The organism is Streptomyces sp. NPDC044984, from assembly GCF_040646935.1.
Lineage (GTDB): Bacteria > Actinomycetota > Actinomycetes > Streptomycetales > Streptomycetaceae > Streptomyces.
In genome coordinates this window covers 1-17,622 of the sequence record NZ_JBEZBE010000018.1, presented here as the reverse complement: position 1 = coordinate 17,622, position 17,622 = coordinate 1, and the positions used below count along the sequence as shown (strand labels likewise).

At 71.0% G+C, this 17,622-nt stretch carries 14 protein-coding genes and 1 tRNA gene; 3 read left to right on the top strand and 12 right to left on the bottom strand.

The genetic code is table 11. From position 1 onward, the window contains the following. Positions 1 to 326: 326 nt before the first annotated feature. Both AB0A94_RS20455 and AB0A94_RS20450 read left to right on the top strand, forming a co-directional pair. Positions 327 to 2,525, top strand: coding sequence for an elongation factor G-like protein EF-G2 (locus AB0A94_RS20455; protein WP_361746171.1), 2,199 nt, complete (start codon positions 327 to 329; stop codon positions 2,523 to 2,525). Positions 2,526 to 2,744: 219 nt separating this feature from the next. Beyond that, a complete protein-coding gene (locus tag AB0A94_RS20450; protein ID WP_361746169.1) occupies positions 2,745 to 4,400 on the top strand; it encodes a hypothetical protein in 1,656 nt (551 codons plus the stop codon). A gap of 116 nt (positions 4,401 to 4,516) precedes the next feature. On the opposite strand, the gene AB0A94_RS20445 is transcribed toward AB0A94_RS20450, so the two are convergent. From AB0A94_RS20445 to AB0A94_RS20430, 4 genes are all read right to left on the bottom strand, one after another. Continuing rightward, positions 4,517 to 5,068, bottom strand: coding sequence for an HIT domain-containing protein (locus tag AB0A94_RS20445; protein ID WP_361746167.1), 552 nt, complete (start codon positions 5,066 to 5,068; stop codon positions 4,517 to 4,519). Positions 5,069 to 5,148: 80 nt separating this feature from the next. After that, positions 5,149 to 7,125, bottom strand: a complete 1,977-nt coding sequence (gene thrS, locus AB0A94_RS20440; protein WP_361746165.1) for a threonine--tRNA ligase — start codon at positions 7,123 to 7,125, stop codon at positions 5,149 to 5,151. Between the two features lie 91 nt (positions 7,126 to 7,216). After that, positions 7,217 to 8,437, bottom strand: coding sequence for a hypothetical protein (locus tag AB0A94_RS20435; protein ID WP_361746163.1), 1,221 nt, complete (start codon positions 8,435 to 8,437; stop codon positions 7,217 to 7,219). After that, positions 8,434 to 9,000, bottom strand: a complete 567-nt coding sequence (locus AB0A94_RS20430) for a DUF4365 domain-containing protein (RefSeq protein WP_361746162.1) — start codon at positions 8,998 to 9,000, stop codon at positions 8,434 to 8,436. Before AB0A94_RS20430 ends, AB0A94_RS20435 begins: the two co-directional genes overlap by 4 nt. Before the next feature lie 167 nt (positions 9,001 to 9,167). On the opposite strand from AB0A94_RS20430, the gene AB0A94_RS20425 reads away from it, so the two are divergent. Next, positions 9,168 to 9,893 carry a 3'-5' exonuclease gene (locus AB0A94_RS20425; protein ID WP_361746160.1) on the top strand — a complete coding sequence of 242 codons (726 nt, stop codon included), beginning with the start codon at positions 9,168 to 9,170 and terminating at the stop codon, positions 9,891 to 9,893. Between the two features lie 56 nt (positions 9,894 to 9,949). On the opposite strand, the gene AB0A94_RS20420 is transcribed toward AB0A94_RS20425, so the two are convergent. The 8 genes from AB0A94_RS20420 to AB0A94_RS20385 form a co-directional block, all read right to left on the bottom strand. Next, positions 9,950 to 10,021: transfer RNA gene (locus AB0A94_RS20420), tRNA-Val, on the bottom strand. 39 nt (positions 10,022 to 10,060) lie between these two features. Further along, positions 10,061 to 10,510 (bottom strand): SRPBCC family protein, encoded by a 450-nt coding sequence (locus AB0A94_RS20415; protein WP_361746159.1) that lies wholly within the window; start codon positions 10,508 to 10,510, stop codon positions 10,061 to 10,063. 34 nt (positions 10,511 to 10,544) lie between these two features. Then, on the bottom strand, positions 10,545 to 13,280 hold the full coding sequence (locus AB0A94_RS20410; protein ID WP_361746157.1) for a Tat pathway signal sequence domain protein: 2,736 nt from the start codon (positions 13,278 to 13,280) through the stop codon (positions 10,545 to 10,547). A gap of 98 nt (positions 13,281 to 13,378) precedes the next feature. Then, positions 13,379 to 13,978 carry a hypothetical protein gene (locus AB0A94_RS20405; protein WP_361746155.1) on the bottom strand — a complete coding sequence of 200 codons (600 nt, stop codon included), beginning with the start codon at positions 13,976 to 13,978 and terminating at the stop codon, positions 13,379 to 13,381. Positions 13,979 to 13,988: 10 nt separating this feature from the next. Beyond that, entirely contained in the window at positions 13,989 to 14,864 is an 876-nt protein-coding gene (locus AB0A94_RS20400) for a carbohydrate ABC transporter permease (RefSeq protein ID WP_361746153.1), read from the bottom strand. Continuing rightward, positions 14,861 to 15,817, bottom strand: coding sequence for a sugar ABC transporter permease (locus AB0A94_RS20395; RefSeq protein WP_217130028.1), 957 nt, complete (start codon positions 15,815 to 15,817; stop codon positions 14,861 to 14,863). The genes AB0A94_RS20400 and AB0A94_RS20395 overlap by 4 nt, the downstream gene beginning before the upstream one ends. 14 nt (positions 15,818 to 15,831) lie before the next feature. Continuing rightward, positions 15,832 to 17,121, bottom strand: coding sequence for an extracellular solute-binding protein (locus AB0A94_RS20390; RefSeq protein WP_361746151.1), 1,290 nt, complete (start codon positions 17,119 to 17,121; stop codon positions 15,832 to 15,834). A gap of 304 nt (positions 17,122 to 17,425) precedes the next feature. Next, the coding region (locus tag AB0A94_RS20385) for a hypothetical protein (protein WP_361746149.1) at positions 17,426 to 17,622 on the bottom strand (197 nt) is incomplete at its 5' end.

Here is a 17,622-nt window from a genome sequence, read left to right as displayed (position 1 = left end):
CGCGGTGCCCGGCGCGCACTCCCCCGCTGTCCGGAGGACGTGGACGGCACCCCGGCCGCGCTGTCGTCACTCGCCGGCTCCCCCACGCCCGGCTTCGCTCGCGCGGCGGGGCTCCCCCGCCCGGGACCACCCCGTCGTCCCTGCTCACCCGGCCCGCGGGGCGCCGCCGTGAGCAGGGCCGGACGCCGGGATCACGTCCTTCGTATGGACGCACCGTGAAGGGAGTGGAAAGCTCGAAGGACCGCGGGCGTCGCCGGAGCCGCACCGCACGCGGATTCCGCGGGTCCGCGCCCACAGTGACCTCACCGTGCACGGGAGGCAGGATCATGGGCGACAAGGCGCACACACACCCCGGAGCCGCCGGCAGGGCGCAGGCGGCCGACCATCCCACGTCCGTACGGAATGTGGTGCTGGTCGGCCACTCCGGATCGGGCAAGACGACCCTGGTGGAGGCCCTCGCGCTGACCGCGGGGGCGGTGAACCGGGCGGGCCGCGTGGAGGACGGCGGCACCGTCTCCGACTACGACGACATCGAGCACCGGCAGCAGCGCTCCGTACAGCTCTCCCTGGTGCCCCTCGAATGGGACGGCATCAAGGTCAACCTCCTGGACACCCCCGGGTACGCCGACTTCGTCGGGGAGCTCAGGGCCGGTCTGCGGGCGGCGGACGCGGCCCTCTTCGTCGTCTCGGCCTCGGACGGCGTGGACGGCCCGACCCGCATGGTGTGGGACGAGTGCGCGGCGGTCGGCATGCCGCGCGCCATCGTCGTCACGCACCTGGAGGCGGCCCGCGCGGACTTCGAGGAGACGACCCGCGTCTGCGCGGAGGCGTTCGGCGGCGACGACCCCGACGCCGTGCTGCCGCTGTACCTGCCGCTGCACGGCCCGGAGGGGCCCGACGGGCACGCGCCCGTGACGGGCCTGACCGGACTGCTGTCGCAGAAGCTGTTCGACTACTCCACCGGCGAACGCAAGGAGTCCGAGCCCGGCGAGGACCAGCTGCCGCTGATGGAGGAGGCCCGCGGCCGGCTCATCGAGGGGATCATCGCCGAGAGCGAGGACGAGACCCTCATGGACCGCTACCTCGGCGGCGAGCAGATCGACGTCGGGACGCTGATCGAGGACCTGGAACGGGCGGTCGCGCGCGGGGTGTTCTTCCCCGTCCTGGCCGCCGCGCCCGCCGCCGACGGCGCCCGCCAGGGACTCGGCACGGTCGAACTCCTCGAGCTGATCACCGGCGGCTTCCCGACCCCGCTGGAGCACGGCACCCCGAGCGTGACCACCGTCGACGGCAGGCCGCGCGAGCTGAAACCGTGCGACCCGGACGCCCCGCTGGTCGCGGAGGTCGTGAAGACCTCCTCCGACCCGTACGTCGGCCGGCTCTCCCTGATCCGGCTCTTCTCCGGCACCCTGCGCGCCGACCAGACCGTGCACGTCTCCGGACACGGGCTCGCCGACCGCGGCCACGAGGACCACGACGTCGACGAGCGGATCGGCGCCCTGTCCACGCCGTTCGGCAAACAGCAGCGGCCCGTCTCCCACGTCATCGCGGGCGACCTCGCGTGCGTGGCGAAGCTCAGCCGCGCGGAGACCGGGGACACCCTGTCCGCCAAGGACGACCCGCTGCTCATGGAGCCGTGGGACATGCCCGACCCGCTGCTGCCGCTGGCCATCCAGGCGCACAGCAAACCCGACGAGGACAAGCTCTCGCAGGGGCTGTCCCGGCTCGTGGCCGAGGACCCGACGATGCGGCTGGAACAGAACCAGGACACCCACCAGGTGGTGCTGTGGTGCCTGGGCGAGGCGCACGCGGACGTGGCCCTGGAGCGCCTGCGCAGCCGCTACGGCGTCCAGGTCGACGTCGTACCGCACCGGGTGCCGCTCAGGGAGACGTTCGGCGGCAAGGCGTCCGGGCGCGGCCGGCACGTCAAACAGTCCGGCGGACACGGGCAGTTCGCCATCTGCGAGATCGAGGTGGAGCCGCTGCCGAACGGCTCGGGCATCGAGTTCGTCGACAAGGTGGTCGGCGGCGCGGTGCCGCGCCAGTTCATCCCCTCCGTCGAGAAGGGCGTACGGGCCCAGGCCGTCAAGGGGGTCGCCGCGGGACATCCGCTCATCGACGTGCGGGTGACCCTGCTGGACGGCAAGGCGCACTCGGTGGACTCCTCCGACGCCGCGTTCCAGACGGCCGGCGCGCTGGCCCTGCGGGAGGCGGCCGCGGACGCGAGGATCCACCTGCTGGAACCGGTGGCCGAGGTGAGCGTCCTGGTCGGCGACGACTACGTCGGCGCCGTGATGAGCGACCTGTCCGGCCGCCGCGGCCGGCTGCTCGGCACCGAGCAGTCGCCCGGCGGACGCACCCTCGTCAGGGCCGAGGTCCCGGAGATCGAGATCGGCCGGTACGCCATCGACCTGCGCTCCCTCTCGCACGGCACCGCCCGGTTCAGCCGCCGGTACGCGCGGCACGAACCCATGCCGCCGCACGTGGCGGAACGGGTCAAGGAGGAGGCGCGTACCGCCTCATAGCCGACGACGGGCGCACCCGGGAGGACCCGGCGGGCGCCCGCGTACGCGCCTCGCACCGGAACCGTCTCGGAATGCTTCACTCCGTGGTGGCGGACGGCTTCGGCCGTCCGCCTACGGACGACGGCGGGTACGGATACGCTGAAGACCTGATCAACAGGTGTGCGCAGCAGGGAAGTCGGGAAGGCCGCAAGACGACAGTCGCGGCGATCGGGGGCGGGAATGACCGTTGAGAGCGGTTACGCGGAGTTCTTCGGTCCGCAGGTGCCGCGCACGGGCGACGAGGGGCAGACGCCGACGTTCGCGCTGGCCTCGGCGGCCTATCGGGACAACGAGGTCGAGGAGATACTCAAGGCCGACAACGAGTGGCACAAATCAGCCGTCAGCGCACCCAGGCTGAAGCTGTTCCGGCCGAATCTGGGCGAGGCGTTCTCCAGGGCGATCATCGACCGGATGCTCGGCTCCGGCCGCGCGCCGCTCATCCAGTCCTTCGGCATCCAGCCCCAGGTGGTGGTCGAGCACTCGCTGGCGGCGCACCGCATCCGCCGCGAGCGGGACAACTGGCTGAGCGCCGTCATGGTCCTGTGCGGGCTGCTCTTCCTGCCGGGCCTGGTGGTGTGGCTGCTGGTCTTCCAGATCCGCACGACGATGGCCAGGCGGGAGGACAAGCGGGCCGGCGCGCTGGCCACCACCCTGCTGGTCGCGGTGGGCGCCCTCGCCGTGCTGTTCCTGCTCCGCATGCCGTTCGACGGGTTCTGGGGCTGGTACGCGCGCGCGTCGGTGGTCGCCCCGGTGCTGGGCTGGTTCTGGGCCAAGCGGATCTGCGAGCGCACGGCGAGGGACCTGCGCGAGCGCTGGGACAGCCTGCTCTCCGGCAGCAGCGTCGGCGCCAAGGTGCCCGAGGCGGTGCCGAGCAGTCCCGGCGAGACGGCGGCCGAGCAACTGCGCCAGTCCCTGGCCCGGCTCAGCGCCGAGCAGCAGTCCAACTCGGTCTTCTACGCCGGGCCCAAGGGCATACTCGGCATGGGCACCCGCTGGGGCAGCTGGCAGCTCGCCGAGGACCTGGTGCCCGCCGACCCGGACCGGGAGATCAACCCGTTCCGCAGCTGGGACGTCATCAAGGCCATCCACGACCGGCTGCGGATGCTGGAGCGCGGACCACTGCACACCGGAGGCTTCACCAAGCCGTCGGTACGGCACTGGATCGTCACACCGATCGGGGAGAACGCCACGGCGGTGTCCCGGCCGGAGGGCACGGACGTCGAGGCGTACCAGATCAAGCCGCACGCCATACAGGACATCTGCAACAAGCAGCAGTTCGGCGCGGGCGACCGGCACTACCTGGGCGTGCAGTGGACGCTGTGGGACGGCCAGCTGGTGATCACCATGCTGATCACCGTGACCGTGCTGCACGAGACGCTGCGCATCGAGGTCACCGGGCACGCGCTGGGGCCGGTGCACTCGCTGTTCACCAGCAAGCCGGCGGCCAAGGAGAAGGAGGTCCAGAAGTCGATCAGGTTCTGGGAGACCCGGAAGGTGAAGCTCCCGCTGGTCGACTCGGACGAGGTGGTGCGCCTGGCCGCCAGGGCGCCGCTGACCTGGTACCCGCCGCTGCTGTACTGGCTGGGCGGCAAGCTGAGCCTGCCGGAGCCCTTCGGTCTGCGGCACGCGTGGGCGGACAGGCCGTGGCGGCACCGGTTCATGGCCGACGACGCGTTGCGGGCGGCCACGCCGGTGCTGCGGGTGGTGCACTCGGCGGCGATCAAGGTGCTGGAGGAGAACGGGGTGGACACCACGAAGTTCGGTGCGCGGTCGTCGTCCCTCAGCACCGCGGTGCAGGAGGCCACGCCCAAGAAGGCCGACGTGTACGACGCGTGAGCGTCACGTACGGCGGGGTGCGGCTGGGCGGGGGTGGGGGCGCGGCTCGGCGCCGACGAGGTGCCGCCGTGACCCCGCTCTCGGCTCCGCTCGAGCGGGGGCACGGCTGCCCGCGGCTAGGGAGCCACGGGCCAGGCCTCCGCGAGCATCTTCCTCGTGTCCGCCAGCAGTTGCGGCAGCACCTTCGTGTGGCCGATCACGGGCATGAAGTTCGTGTCGCCGCCCCAGCGCGGGACGACGTGCTGGTGGAGGTGGGCGGCGATGCCCGCGCCAGCGACCGTGCCCTGGTTCATGCCGATGTTGAAGCCGTGGGCGCCCGACGCCGTGCGCAGCGCCGTCATCGCCTGCTTGGTGAGCTCGGCGAGCTCCGCCGTCTCCTCCGCGGTGAGGTCCGTGTAGTCGGCCACGTGCCGGTACGGCACGGTCATCAGATGACCACCCGTGTAGGGGTAGAGGTTGAGCACCGCGTAGACCCGCTCGCCGCGCCGCAGGATCAGCCCGTCCTCGTCGGACTTGGCCGGGAGGGAGCAGAAGGGGCAGCCGTCGTCGGCGCCCGGGCCGCTCGGCTTGTTCTCGCCCTGGATGTACGCCATCCGGTGGGGCGTCCACAGACGCTGGAACGCGTCCTGCGTGCCCACTCCCGACTGCTGCTCCGGCTCACTCGTCATGCGTGCAGCATATGGCGTCACCGGAGGACCGCGGAAAAGGCCCCCGGGATCGCTCCCGGGGGCCTCGGAGTCATCCGCGGTCAGACCTGCGTCCGCTCCTCGACGACCTTCGCGATCTTCGCGATGGCCTCGTCGACCGGAATGCCGTTCTCCTGCGAACCGTCGCGGTAGCGGAAGGAGACGGCGCCGTTGGCCATGTCCTCGTCGCCCGCGATGACCATGAAGGGAACCTTCTGCTTCTGGGCGTTGCGGATCTTCTTCTGCATGCGGTCCGAGGAGGAGTCGACCTCGACGCGCAGCCCCTGCTTGCGGGCCGTGTCCGCGAACTTCTCCAGGTACTCGACGTGCGCGTCGCCGATCGGGATGCCGATCGCCTGCACCGGCGCCAGCCACGCCGGGAACGCGCCCGCGTAGTGCTCCAGGAGCACCGCGAAGAACCGCTCGATCGAGCCGAACAGCGCGCGGTGGATCATGACCGGGCGGGTCTTGGAGCCGTCCGCGCCGGTGTACTCCAGGTCGAAGCGCTCCGGCAGGTTGAAGTCGAGCTGGATGGTCGACATCTGCCAGGTGCGGCCGATGGCGTCCTTGGCCTGGACGGAGATCTTCGGACCGTAGAAGGCGGCGCCGCCCGGGTCCGGGACCAGGGGCAGGCCCTGCTTCTCGGCGACCTGGCGCAGCGTCTCGGTCGCCTCCTCCCACGCCTCGTCGGAGCCGACGAACTTCTCCGGGTCCTTGGTGGACAGCTCCAGGTAGAAGTCGGTCAGACCGTAGTCGCGCAGCAGGTTGAGGACGAAGGTGAGCGTCTTGTCGAGCTCCTCCGCCATCTGCTCGCGGGTGCAGTAGATGTGCGCGTCGTCCTGGGTGAAGCCGCGGGCGCGGGTCAGGCCATGCACGACGCCCGACTTCTCGTACCGGTACACGGTGCCGAACTCGAACAGCCGCAGCGGCAGTTCGCGGTAGGAACGCCCGCGCGCGTCGAAGATCAGGTTGTGCATCGGGCAGTTCATGGGCTTGAGGTAGTAGTCCACGCCCTCGTCGAGCTGCATGGGCGGGTACATGCCGTCGGCGTACCAGTCCAGGTGGCCCGAGGTCTCGAAGAGCTTCCCCTTCGTCGCGTGCGGGGTGTAGACGAACTCGTAGCCCTCCTCCTCGTGGCGGCGCCGCGAGTAGTCCTCCATGACCCGGCGGATGATGCCGCCCTTGGGGTGGAAGACGGCGAGGCCGGAGCCGATCTGCTCCGGGATGGAGAACAGGTCCAGCTCGGAGCCGAGCTTGCGGTGGTCGCGCTTCTCGGCCTCGGCGAGGAACTCCAGGTGCGCCTTCAGCTCGTCCTTGGACGGCCAGGCGGTGCCGTAGATGCGCTGGAGCATGGGGTTCTTCTCGCTGCCGCGCCAGTAGGCGGCGGCGTTGCGCATCAGCTTGAACGCAGGGATGTTCCGGGTGGTGGGCAGGTGGGGGCCCCGGCAGAGGTCCTTCCAGCACAGGTCACCGGTCTTGGCGTCCAGGTTGTCGTAGATCGTCAGCTCGCCGGCGCCGACCTCGACGTCCGCGCCGTCGTCGCTGGAGGCCGAGCCCTTGAGGCCGATCAGCTCCAGCTTGTACGGCTCGTCGGCGAGCTCCTCGCGGGCGGCCTCGTCGGTCACCACGCGGCGGGAGAAGCGCTGGCCGCGCTTCTGGATCTCCTGCATCTTCTTCTCGATGGCCTTGAGATCCTCGGGCGTGAACGGCTTCTCCACGTCGAAGTCGTAGTAGAAGCCGTCCCGGACCGGCGGGCCGATGCCCAGCTTGGCCTCGGGGAACAGCTCCTGCACGGCCTGGGCCATGACGTGCGCGGTGGAGTGGCGCAGGATGTTGAGGCCGTCCTCGGAGGAGATCTCCACGCCCTCGACGGTCTCGCCGTCCCCGACCTCGTAGGAGAGGTCCTTGAGCTCACCGGCCACGCGCGCGGCGATCACCGAGCGCTCGCCGGCGAAGAGCTCGGCGGCCGTAGTGCCCGTCGTCACCACGCGTTCTTCCCGCTCGGAATCGCGTTGGATGATCACACGGACGTCTGACACCGGTCTCTCCTGACTGAAGGGGGGTCGCGGCGCCATACCGGAGCGCACGCGTCCCTGGGATCGTACCGACCCGGGGCCGCCCACCGCGAAATCAGTCCCCGCCGCAGACCTCCTCGAAGAAGTCGAGGTCCTCCTGGAGCGCCTTCATCAGGCGGTCCCGCTCCGCGTCGTCGACCTGTACGGGGACCACCTCGCCCGCCCCGGTGAGGCGCCGGAAGCCGCCCCGGCTCTCCAGCCGGCCGTGCACCCGGACCGGCAGTCCGACGAGGTGGGCGTGCCCGGCGATGCGGTACGCCTCCTCCTCCAGGGCGATCCGGACGTGCGGGACCTCGGCGCCGGCCAGCACCCGCAGCCGTACGGTGCCCGCACCGCGCGGCCCCGACCTGCGCATCCGCACCACCGTGCCGGTGATCCGCACCGGCACGGACGGCTCGGCCCGGAGGTAGCGCAGGCCGGCCTCGCGCAGGGCGGGCAGGTCGCCGGGCGAGAACTCGACGGGCTCGGCCGGAGCCGCGCAGCCCTCGGGGACGCCGGCGGCCGGGGCCCACTCCACGGCGATCCGGGCGCCCTCCGAGCCCCGTACCAGGGCGACCAGCGCCTCGGTCAGCTCGTGGCTGACCCCCGCCGCCACGGCGGAGTCGAAGGCGTCCATGCCGCCGGTGGCCCGCCGGTAGTCGACGGCCTCGCGGGTGGCGTGCAGCGCCTGGTGCAGGCACACGGCGAGCGGACGGCCGGTGGCGACGGGCACGAACGCGGTCAGCCGGCGGCCGCCGGGCGCGGGGCCGACCAGGACGTCCTCCAGGGCGGCGGCGGCGGCGCGCCGGTGCCGGGCGCCGTGGTAGCCGGCCCGCGCGCGCGTGGTGAGCGCGGCGGCGAGCAGCACGGCGCGGGCGGCGGTGCGCAGCCGCTCCTCGACGGTCCAGGGTGCGGCGTCCCCGGGACCGGAGGGCGCATCACGCCACCAGCGGATCTCGTCGCTGGGGACGGCGAGGGCGAGGAGGACCTCGCGGGCGGCGGGCGTGCCGCTGCGGGTCAGGGCGAGCAGGGCCTCGCCGAGCAGGTCCTCGCTGTCGGGGAAGGCACGGCTCTCGGGCACCAGCAGACTGGTGCCGGAGCGGCCCGGTCCGGGCGGCGTCCAGCGGCTGTAGCGGCCGGGGGCGCCGCCGCGCCGCTGCCAGCCGTGCCGCTGCAGCAGGGCGGCGAGCACGGCCGGGTCGACCGCGCCGGGATCGGGCGGCGCGCCCTCCCGGAGGGCGTCGGCGGGATGGGGGCGCACGGGCCTCAGGGGCTCGTCGGTCGAGCGGTGCGTCACGGTGTCCCTCCCGTCCCGACCCGCGTCATGATCTCGCACAGCGCCCGGTCGTCGAAGATGCGTGAGGTCGGTATCCGCACGGTCGTGCGGCGCCGGCCGGTGACCGGCTGTCCGGCGAGGTTGGTCCAGTAGCAGCAGTGCCTCAGGTCGAGCCGGTCGTGCCCGGCCCGCAGCCACTGGTCCCGCGAGCGCGGGACGATCATCACCACGAGGATCTTGTGCACCGACACGGGCGTGCGGGCGAGCTTCGTCAGGTGGTCGTTGTCGAGGGTGAAGGAGAAGAAGCGGCCCGGCGGGTCCGGAGGGATCTGGTACGTGGCCTTGAGCTGCACCTTGATGGTCACCTCGTCGTCGACGGTGTGTCCGGGCGCGCTGTGGCTGACGTGCCAGTCGATGCCGTTGTCCGGGAACGGCTGGGACAACGAGCAGCCGGCCGCGGCCGCGACGGCGTGCAGATAGCCGACCTGCAGTGTCTCCATGCAGGCGGTGGTGGCGAGAGAGCCGCGAGCGGGTGCGGTGCGCTCGGGCAGCAGCCCGCCCCGCTCGGGCTGCGCTACGGCCATGGCCAACAGCCTTCCCCACTGGTGGATCCCCGCTGCGGGCCGCTGAACTGCGCTGACCCGTACTCCTGTTGTCTCCTTCCGGCGTACGGCGCAAACAGCCCGGGTATCACCGTTTCGGGCAGCGGACTGTGTGTCGGCTGCCGATGGGGAACGAGGGGTTGTTGGGTATGGCGTGCTGGTACGAAGGGCCGTTGGCCGCTTTCGACACGGAGACGACGGGTGTGGACGTCGAGACCGACCGGATCGTGTCGGCCGCCCTCGTCGTGCAGGACGCGCCGGGCACCCGGCCGCGGGTGGTCCGTTGGCTGGTGAATCCGGGGGTGCCGGTGCCGGCCGGGGCGACGGAGGTGCACGGGCTGACGGACGATCATCTGCAGCGCCACGGCCGCTGGCCGGCGCCGGTGATGTACGAGGTCGCGGAGGCGCTGGCGGAGCAGGCCAGGGTGGGACGGCCGCTGGTGGTGATGAACGCGCCGTTCGATCTGACGCTGCTGGACCGGGAGTTGCGCCGGCACCGGGCGTCGTCGCTGGGCCGCTGGCTGGAGCGGGCGCAGCTGCTGGTGCTGGACCCCTGGGTGCTGGACAAGCACCTGGACCGCTATCGCAAGGGCCGGCGCACGCTGACCGACCTGTGCGCGCACTACGGGGTCGCCCTGGAGGGGGCGCACGACGCGGCGGCGGACGCGGTGGCCGCGCTGGAGGTGACCCGGGCGGTGGGGCGGCGTTTCGCCTCCCGGCTGGAGCGGCTCTCCCCCGGTGAGCTGCACACCCTGCAGGCGGTGTGGCACGCGGCGCAGGCGCGGGGGCTCCAGGCGTGGTTCGCGCGCACCGGTACGGAGGAGGTGGTGGACCCGGCGTGGCCGCTGCGTCCGGACCTGCCGACGGCGGCCTGAGAGCACCCCCGGGAACGCAAGAAGCCGGTCCGTCGGGGACGGACCGGCTTTCCCGGTGGGCGATACTGGGTTCGAACCAGTGACCTCTTCGGTGTGAACGAAGCGCTCTCCCACTGAGCTAATCGCCCGGGAACGCACTGAACAATACAGGTCCGGGGAGGGTTCCTTCAAACCGCTTCCAGGTGGGCGGCCAGGCCGCGCCGGCCGGCCCGCATCATCAGGGCGTGGTTGGCGCGGAGGACGGGCCGCCCCGGCACGGCGAGCAGGCGCAGCAGCGGCTTGCGGACGTCGACCTCCTGCTCGTAGTGGGCGAGGCAGCGGTGGGGTCCCAGGCGGGTGACGGTCCAGCGGGCCCAGCCGTCGATGTCGCCGGACAGGCCGGCCTCCAGGATCCCGGTCTCCGGGTCGCGCCGGCCCTCCCGCACGGTCGAGGTCAGGTCGTACGGCAGGAGGGAGCGGATCGTGACGATCCCGCTGGTGTCGTCGAGCCGGGTGACGTCCCGTACCTGGGGCCACCACAGGGGGTAGTCCTCGATCCGCTCCAGGATCCGGTGGACCACCGGGGCGGGCGCGGGCAGGGTCCACAGACTGCGGAAGCGGTGATGGTTCCAGTCCATGGACGCAGTGTTCCCGCCCGCGCCCGTGATGTGCCTACGGCATCCGGTCCCCCAGCAGCGACAGCAGCTCGATGGCGGCGAGGCCGTAGAGCGCGGTGTCATTGGTGGACACCCAGGTGGCCTCACTGCCGGCGACCAGGGCCGTCGGGCCGCTCACCTTCTCGGTCTTCCAGGGTGCCGACTCCTTGTAGCCGTCGGAGTTGTAGAACTTGTCCCAGGCCCGCTTCGCGAGCTTCTCGTCACCGGTCCGCACGGCGGCGTAGGCGTCGAGGCGGGAGTGGCCCTGGAAGAGGATCAGGCTGCCGAAGTGGGAGCCGTAGCGTGCCGCCTGCTCGGCCTTGGTGGCGTTGAAGTAGCGGCAGTAGTCGTAGTACGCCTCGTTGAACTCCGGCATGTCGACGAGGTCGATGAGTTCGGCGCACAGTTCGCCCAGGCCGAAGACCGCCGACAGGTGGGAGACGCCCACCACGGGCTCCTCCGCGATCGCGAACTTCCCGGTGTCGAGGTCGTACAGGCCGGTGCCCTGGACGAAGCCGTTGGGCTGGGCGGCGATGGTCTCCATGGTGGACAGGACACGGGCCCTGGCCTTCTCCCACTTGGGGCCCTTGCGTTCCCACTCGGTGAGCCAGGCGGAGACCAGTCCGCTCCAGTCGGTGCCGAAGCCGATCGACAGGGCGTTGCGGTCCGGCGTGTACGGCTCGGTGCGGATCTTGCGGATGGGGTCGAGGACGAGGAAGGTCTCGTCGGAGTCGACGCATGCGTGCATGAGGTCGCCGACGCGTTCGTCGGCGGTGAGGAAGTAGTAGTAGCGGCGGTAGGTGGTGTTGGCGATGCGCTGCTGCTTGGCGCTGTCGGCGAAGTGCTGGACGCCGTGCCGGGTGCCGAGGCCGGCCCACTCGCCGATGTGGTAGACGTCGACCTCGCCGGTGTGGCGGGTCATCGCCTCGGCGAAGCGGAAGATGTCGGCGCGGCCGGAGCGCAGGTACGCGTACCAGAGCCACAGGTCGGGTGAGAGCTCGGAGTTGTCCCAGGCGTAGCCGCCGACGTCGTACCGCCACTGGTGCCGGACGGTGTCGTAGGTGTGCATGATGTCGCCGTAGTCCCAGAAGCCGTACCAGCGGCGCTGCTCCACCTGGTCCTTGTAGTAGGTGAAGAGGAAGTCGAGGTGGTCCTCGATCTTCGCCTTGGCCGGGGTGGAGCGGTCCGGTTCGGCGAACAGGCCCTTGCCGAAGACGCCCGCCGTGATGAGTTGCCGGGGCGGGGCGGCGAGCTGCGGGGGGACGCGGACGGCCTCGACCTGTTCGGCGAGTTCCTCGGCGCTCGGGGTGGAGTCGTTGGCCCAGAAGAGGAGTTCGGAGGTGCGGGCGATGCCGTACGGGGTGCCGAACCCGGGCTCGTAGTCCTCGTAGGTGATGTTGAGGCCCTCGAGCTGTTCGGGGAAGGTGTCCTGGCCCATGCCGTCGTGGTAGAAGCGCAGGTCCATGGGCTGGGCCTCGGGCGACCAGAGCCAGAGGGTGACCTCGGCCTCGTCGGTGTGGGCGTCGCGGATGTCGAGCTGGGCGGGGTGCTTCTCCCAGAAGTCGCGCAGGCCGAAGGAGAGGCCGCCGCTGACGCCGCCGACGTAGCCGAAGCCGGAGGCGCGGCGGCCGCCGCCGGCGCCGATCCAGCCGTGGCCCTTCTTGGTGCGCTTGCGCAGGGTGAAGCCGTCGGCGGAGAGCTGGGAGAGGGTGTAGTCGCCCCATTCGGGGATGTACTGCAGGCGGGTGGTGACCCGCTGGTCCCAGGTGGCGGGGTCGGGGAGCTTCTCACCGGCGAACTGGGCCGCCTGGACGGCGGCTCCGGGGTCGCGGCGCAGTCCGGTGATGCCCTTGACGGCCTCGCGGAGCAGGCCGGTGCCCTCGCCGCCGAGGCGGATGTGGCGGTCGTAGGACTCGTCGCGCAGGGGGACGGTGAAGCGGACGCCGAGGCCGCGGATGAAGTCGCCGCTCGCCTTGCCGGGCTCCTGCTTCCCGTCGTAGGTGATGGTGTGCACCATGCGGAAGGAGTCGGCGCCGGCGTAGAAGTAGAGGCGGACGGAGAAGGGCAGCAGGTCGCGGTGGCCCTTGCGGTGCTTTCCGTCGACGCGCACGACCGCGCGGACGGGGCCGTCCTGTTCGACGGTGACGTCGGTGACGGCGCCGTCGAAGCGTTCGGTCCTGACGGTGGTCTGGTCGCCGTCCTCGTACTCGGGCTGCCGCAGGACGACGAGGCGGCCGTTCCTGGCGATCTCGGTGGAGCCGCGGGTGACCGACTTGACGAGGGTGGCGCCGGACGTGCCGATCCTCGCGGTGATGACGCCGGTCGAGACGTCGATGGTGCCGCCGCGCCTGTCGACGGTGACCTTCTTCTCGGGTGCGGCGGGTGCCCCGGCGGTCAGGGTGAGCTTGCCGGAGCCCGAACTCACCGCGTGCGCGGTCCACTTGAGGGAGCCGTCGGGCCAGTAGGCGATCGGCCAGGACTGGACGGGGACGGACTTCCCGTCGGCGTCGGTCAGCGCGAAGGTCTGGTCCTCCTGGTGGGCGCCCCTGGGCCAGGGCACGCCGACGGTGGAGCCGGGGGCCGCGCCGAGGCCGCCGTCCTCCAGCCAGTCGAGGGTGACCGGGTCGGCGCCGGCGGCTTCCGCGCGGGGCGCGGCGGCGGCGTTCTGCGTTCCCAGGGCCCAGCTGAACTGGGCGGCGGCTCCGGCGACGGCGGCCGCCTTGAGCAGGGATCTGCGGGGGATGGGGGACATGGCCTTTCCTTTCCGTTGCGACGAGCAAGGTGATGTCAAGGGCATGACAGAAAGAGGTGCGGCGCCGAAGCGCCGACCTCGAGAAGGGGCACCGCCCGTCAGCGGTGCCGGTACCGCTCCTCCACGGCGACGGCCGCCGCCGCGACGGCCCCCAGGACGGGGACCGCCAGCGGCGGGACGAACCCCGCGGACAGGGCCACGACGGCCAGTCCGCAGACGACCAGGAAGGACCCGGCCGGGTCGAGCACGGTCCGCCGCCCGGCGTCGGCGAGCAGCGTCCGCCAGGTCGCACCGGGCGCCCAGACGGCGGCCGCCCGCAGCAGGGCCACGGCGGCCCCGATCAGCGCGAGGACACCGACGGCCCCGACGAGCGGCCCGCCGGGAAGTCCGGCCCGCACGGCCAGGACGTCCACCCAGACCGCGCCGGCCACGGCCCATCCGGCGAGCCCGACGGCCCACCCGCCGCGCACGGCCGTACGGAAGTCCGCGGTGAACTCCCGCAGGCCGCCGCCCTGGTGGGTGGTGCGGCGCCGCAGGTGCCGCGCGCCGGCGGCGAAGGCCGCGGGGTAGGTGACGACCCCGAGACAGGCCACGGCGATCCACACGCCGGTGAGCAGGCACTCGGCGAAGACCGCGAAGCGCTCGCCGAACACGGACTCCCTGCGCGAGGTGCGCGCCTTCACGCGTGCTTGCGCCATGGTGACCGCCTCAGCCCTTCAGTCCGGAGGTCGCCATGCCGTCGATGAGGTAGCGCTGGAAGGCCATGAAGAAGGCGATGACCGGCACCAGCGCCACCAGCGACATCGCGATCATGCTGCCGTAGTTGGAGATGCCCTCCTGGTCGCGGAACATCATCAGGCCGAGCGAGACGGTGTACTTCTCGGGGGTGTTGAGGTAGATCAGCGGCCCCATGAAGTCGTTCCAGGCGTTGATGAAGGTGAAGATCGCGCTGGTGATGATCGCGGGCCGGCTCAGCGGCAGCACGATCGACCAGTAGGTGCGCAGGTGCCCGCAGCCGTCGAGCTTGGCGGCCTCGTCCAGCTCCCTGGGCAGTCCGCGCATGAACTGCACCATCAGGAAGACGAAGAAGGCTTCCGTGGCCAGGAACTTGCCCGCGACGAGCGGCACCAGGGTGTCGGTGAGCTCCATGTTGCGGAAGAGCACGTACTGCGGGATGAGCAGCACGTGGTACGGCAGCAGCAGCGTGCCGATCATCAGCGTGAAGAGCAGGTTCCGCCCGGCGAACCGGATCTTGGCGAAGGCGTACGCGGTCAGCGAACTGGACAGCACGACACCGACCACGGCGAGGACCGCGTACATCAGCGAGTTCCAGAAGAAGCTGCTGACGGGGATGCCGGAGATGCCGTCGGCGAGCCCGGAGAAGTTCGCCCAGACCGGCTCGGTGGGCAGCAGGTCGAGGCTGGCGATGATGTCCTTGCTCGGCTTGAACGAGGCGCCGACCACCCAGACCACGGGATAGAGGACGACCGCGAGGACGAGGAGCGCGCCCACGTGCCAGGCGATCGATCCGACGCGCCGCCGTTCGCCGGCGGTGGGCAGGGCGGGGCTGGTGGCACTGGTCACTTGGCGGCCTCCTCGTAATGCACCCACTTCTTCTGCGACCAGAACAGGACCGCCGTCACGAGCGCCACCGCGACCACCAGCGTCCAGGCCATCGCGGAGGCGAAGCCCATCTGGGCCTCCTTGAAGCCCTTCTGGTAGAGGTAACAGGTGTAGACGAGCGTGGCGTCGGCGGGCCCGCACCGGGTGTCGGAGACGACGTAGGCGGAGCCGAACACCTGGAACGCGTGGATGGACTCCAGCAGCACGTTGAAGAACAGCACCGGGGAGATCATCGGCAGCGTGACGTTCCAGAACCTGCGCAGCGGTCCGGCACCGTCCATCTCGGCGGCCTCGTACAGCTCCTGCGGGACCTGCTTGAGACCGGCCAGGAAGATGACCATGGGGGCGCCGAACTGCCAGATGCTCAGGGCCACCAGGGCGTAGATGACGTAGTCCGGGTTGCCGATCCAGCCGCCCACGTCGAGACCGAAGATCTTCTGCGTACGGTCCACGACCGCGTCGTCGGAGAACAGCGCCCGCCACACGAAGCCGACGGAGACGCTGGCGCCGATGAGCGAGGGCATGTAGAACGCGGCCCGGTACAGGCCCTGTCCGCGCCGCTTCTGGGCGAGCAGCAGCGCGACGCCGAGCGCGAGCAGCAGTTTCAGGGGGGTCGCCACGACGACGTACTTGAGGGTGACCTCGACCGACTTCTGCCAGCGCGGGTCCTGGAACATCGTCGTGAAGTTGTCCAGGCCCACCCACTGGGGCGGCGTGAACAGGTTGTAGCTGGTGAACGCGTAGTAGAGCGACGCGATCATCGGCCCCGCCGTGAGCAGCAGGAACCCCGCGATCCACGGCGACATGAACAGATAGCCCGCGAGGGTCTCGCGGCGCCGCCCGCGCCGCCCGGCGGCGGGAGCGGCGGGCCGCTTCCCGGCCGGGCGCGCGGGCGCTTCCTTGACGAGCGTCATGGTGGTACGTCCCCTCAGCCGGCGAACGCGGCCTTGGCCTCGCTGAACAGTGCCTTGGCGGCGTCGGCCGGCTTGGTCTTGCCCTGGGCGACCTCGCCGCCGATGCGCAGGAACGCCGCCTCGATGACGTCGGCGCCCGACGGGTGCGGGGTGATCTTGCCGAGGACGCCGGCCGCGGCGACCTCCTCCTCGTACGCCTTGACGCCCTTGTTGTTCTCGTCGGTGGGCGTGAACGCCTCGTACTGCTCGGTGGTGGCGAGGATGCCGCGGTCGTAGCCCATGATCTCGCCGACCTCGGGGTCGTGGACCATGAAGTCGATGAACTGGGCGACCTCCTTGGGGTGCTTGGTCCCGGAGAAGGCGCTCAGCATCAGCGAACCGAGGTACTGGCCGGTGGCCTTGCCGTCCGTGGTGGGGATCGGCGCGAGCCCGTAGTCCGACTCGCCCTCGCCCTCGTAGCGGATAGAGAAGTTGTCCCAGGTGAACTCGGACGCCGCGAGGCCCGCGGAGAGCGCCGACTTGGGCTTGACCTGCTCGACCTTCTTCGGGTCGGCGACGAGCCCGGACCGCACGCGCTTGTAGCCGTCCTCCCACCACTGCGTCAGGTCGTCCTCGGTGAAGCCGAGATCGGTGTCGGTGAAGAAGGCCTTGCCGTTCTGGCGCAGGTAGAGGTCGTAGAGGTACATGATGCTGAAGTAGCCGGTGTCACCGGCGATCTTCAGCTTGTCCTGGATCGTCTGCAGCGCGTCGAAGTACTCGTCCCAGGTCCAGCCGAACTTCGCCTCCACCCCGGCCTTCTCGAAGGCCTTGAGGTCGATGACGAGCGCCATGGTGTTGGCGCCGACGGGGACGGCGATCTGCTTGCCGTCGACCTGGCCGTTGGCCAGGACGCCGTTGCGGAAGTTCTCGAGGTTCAGATTCCCGGCGTCCGCCTGCGACTTGAGGTCCAGCAGAACACCGCGCTTGTCGTACTTGCGCAGGAAGCCGACCGCATTCTGGAAAACGTCCGGCGGATTCCCGCCGGAGGCCTGGGTCTGGAACTTCTCCCAGAAGGCCTCGTAGTCGGTGAATTCCGGCTTGATCTTGATCTTCGGGAACTTCTTCTCGAAGAGCTCGATCGTCTTCTTGATGGCGATGGTGCGCGGCTCGCCACCCCACCACGCGTAGCGGAGCGTCACCGTCCCGTCCCCGGAACCACTGCCGCCGCCGCACGCGGTGGCCGTCGCGCCCAGCCCCGCGACGGCCAGCGAGGCCCCCGCCGCTTTGAGGATCGTCCGCCTCTCCACATTCCCACCCTGCTGCATATGAGCCTCCCCAGCGACGTTCGCTTCCGCCTCATGAATCGTTTCAAGTAAGCGCTTGCTGGCACAAGTTACGGAGGGCCTACGGGCACGTCAATGATTCGGACAGGAATTCATGGGCGCCGCGCCCCGGCGCCGGCGCCGGCCGTCTCGTCCGCAGGGCTCCGCCCGACCACAAAAGCCCAGGTGGAAGCCCTGCGGCCGACCGATCGAACGCGACGGGGCCGAGCGGGACAGGCGTGGCGGAAGGTCACGGTTGGATGAAGGCGACCGGAAGCGGAACGCCTCGGACACACGGGAGGGAGCCTCACCCGGTGGCGGCCCGCCGCGAACGCGCGACGCCGGCCGCACACGACGAGGCGGCCCGGCTCACCACTGGTGAGCCGGGCCGCCTGATGATCCGGTGGGCGATACTGGGTTCGAACCAGTGACCTCTTCGGTGTGAACGATTCAGCTCGGCGCGGGGCTCGTCGGCGTCGCCGCCGGTGCCGTGGTCGTCCAGCA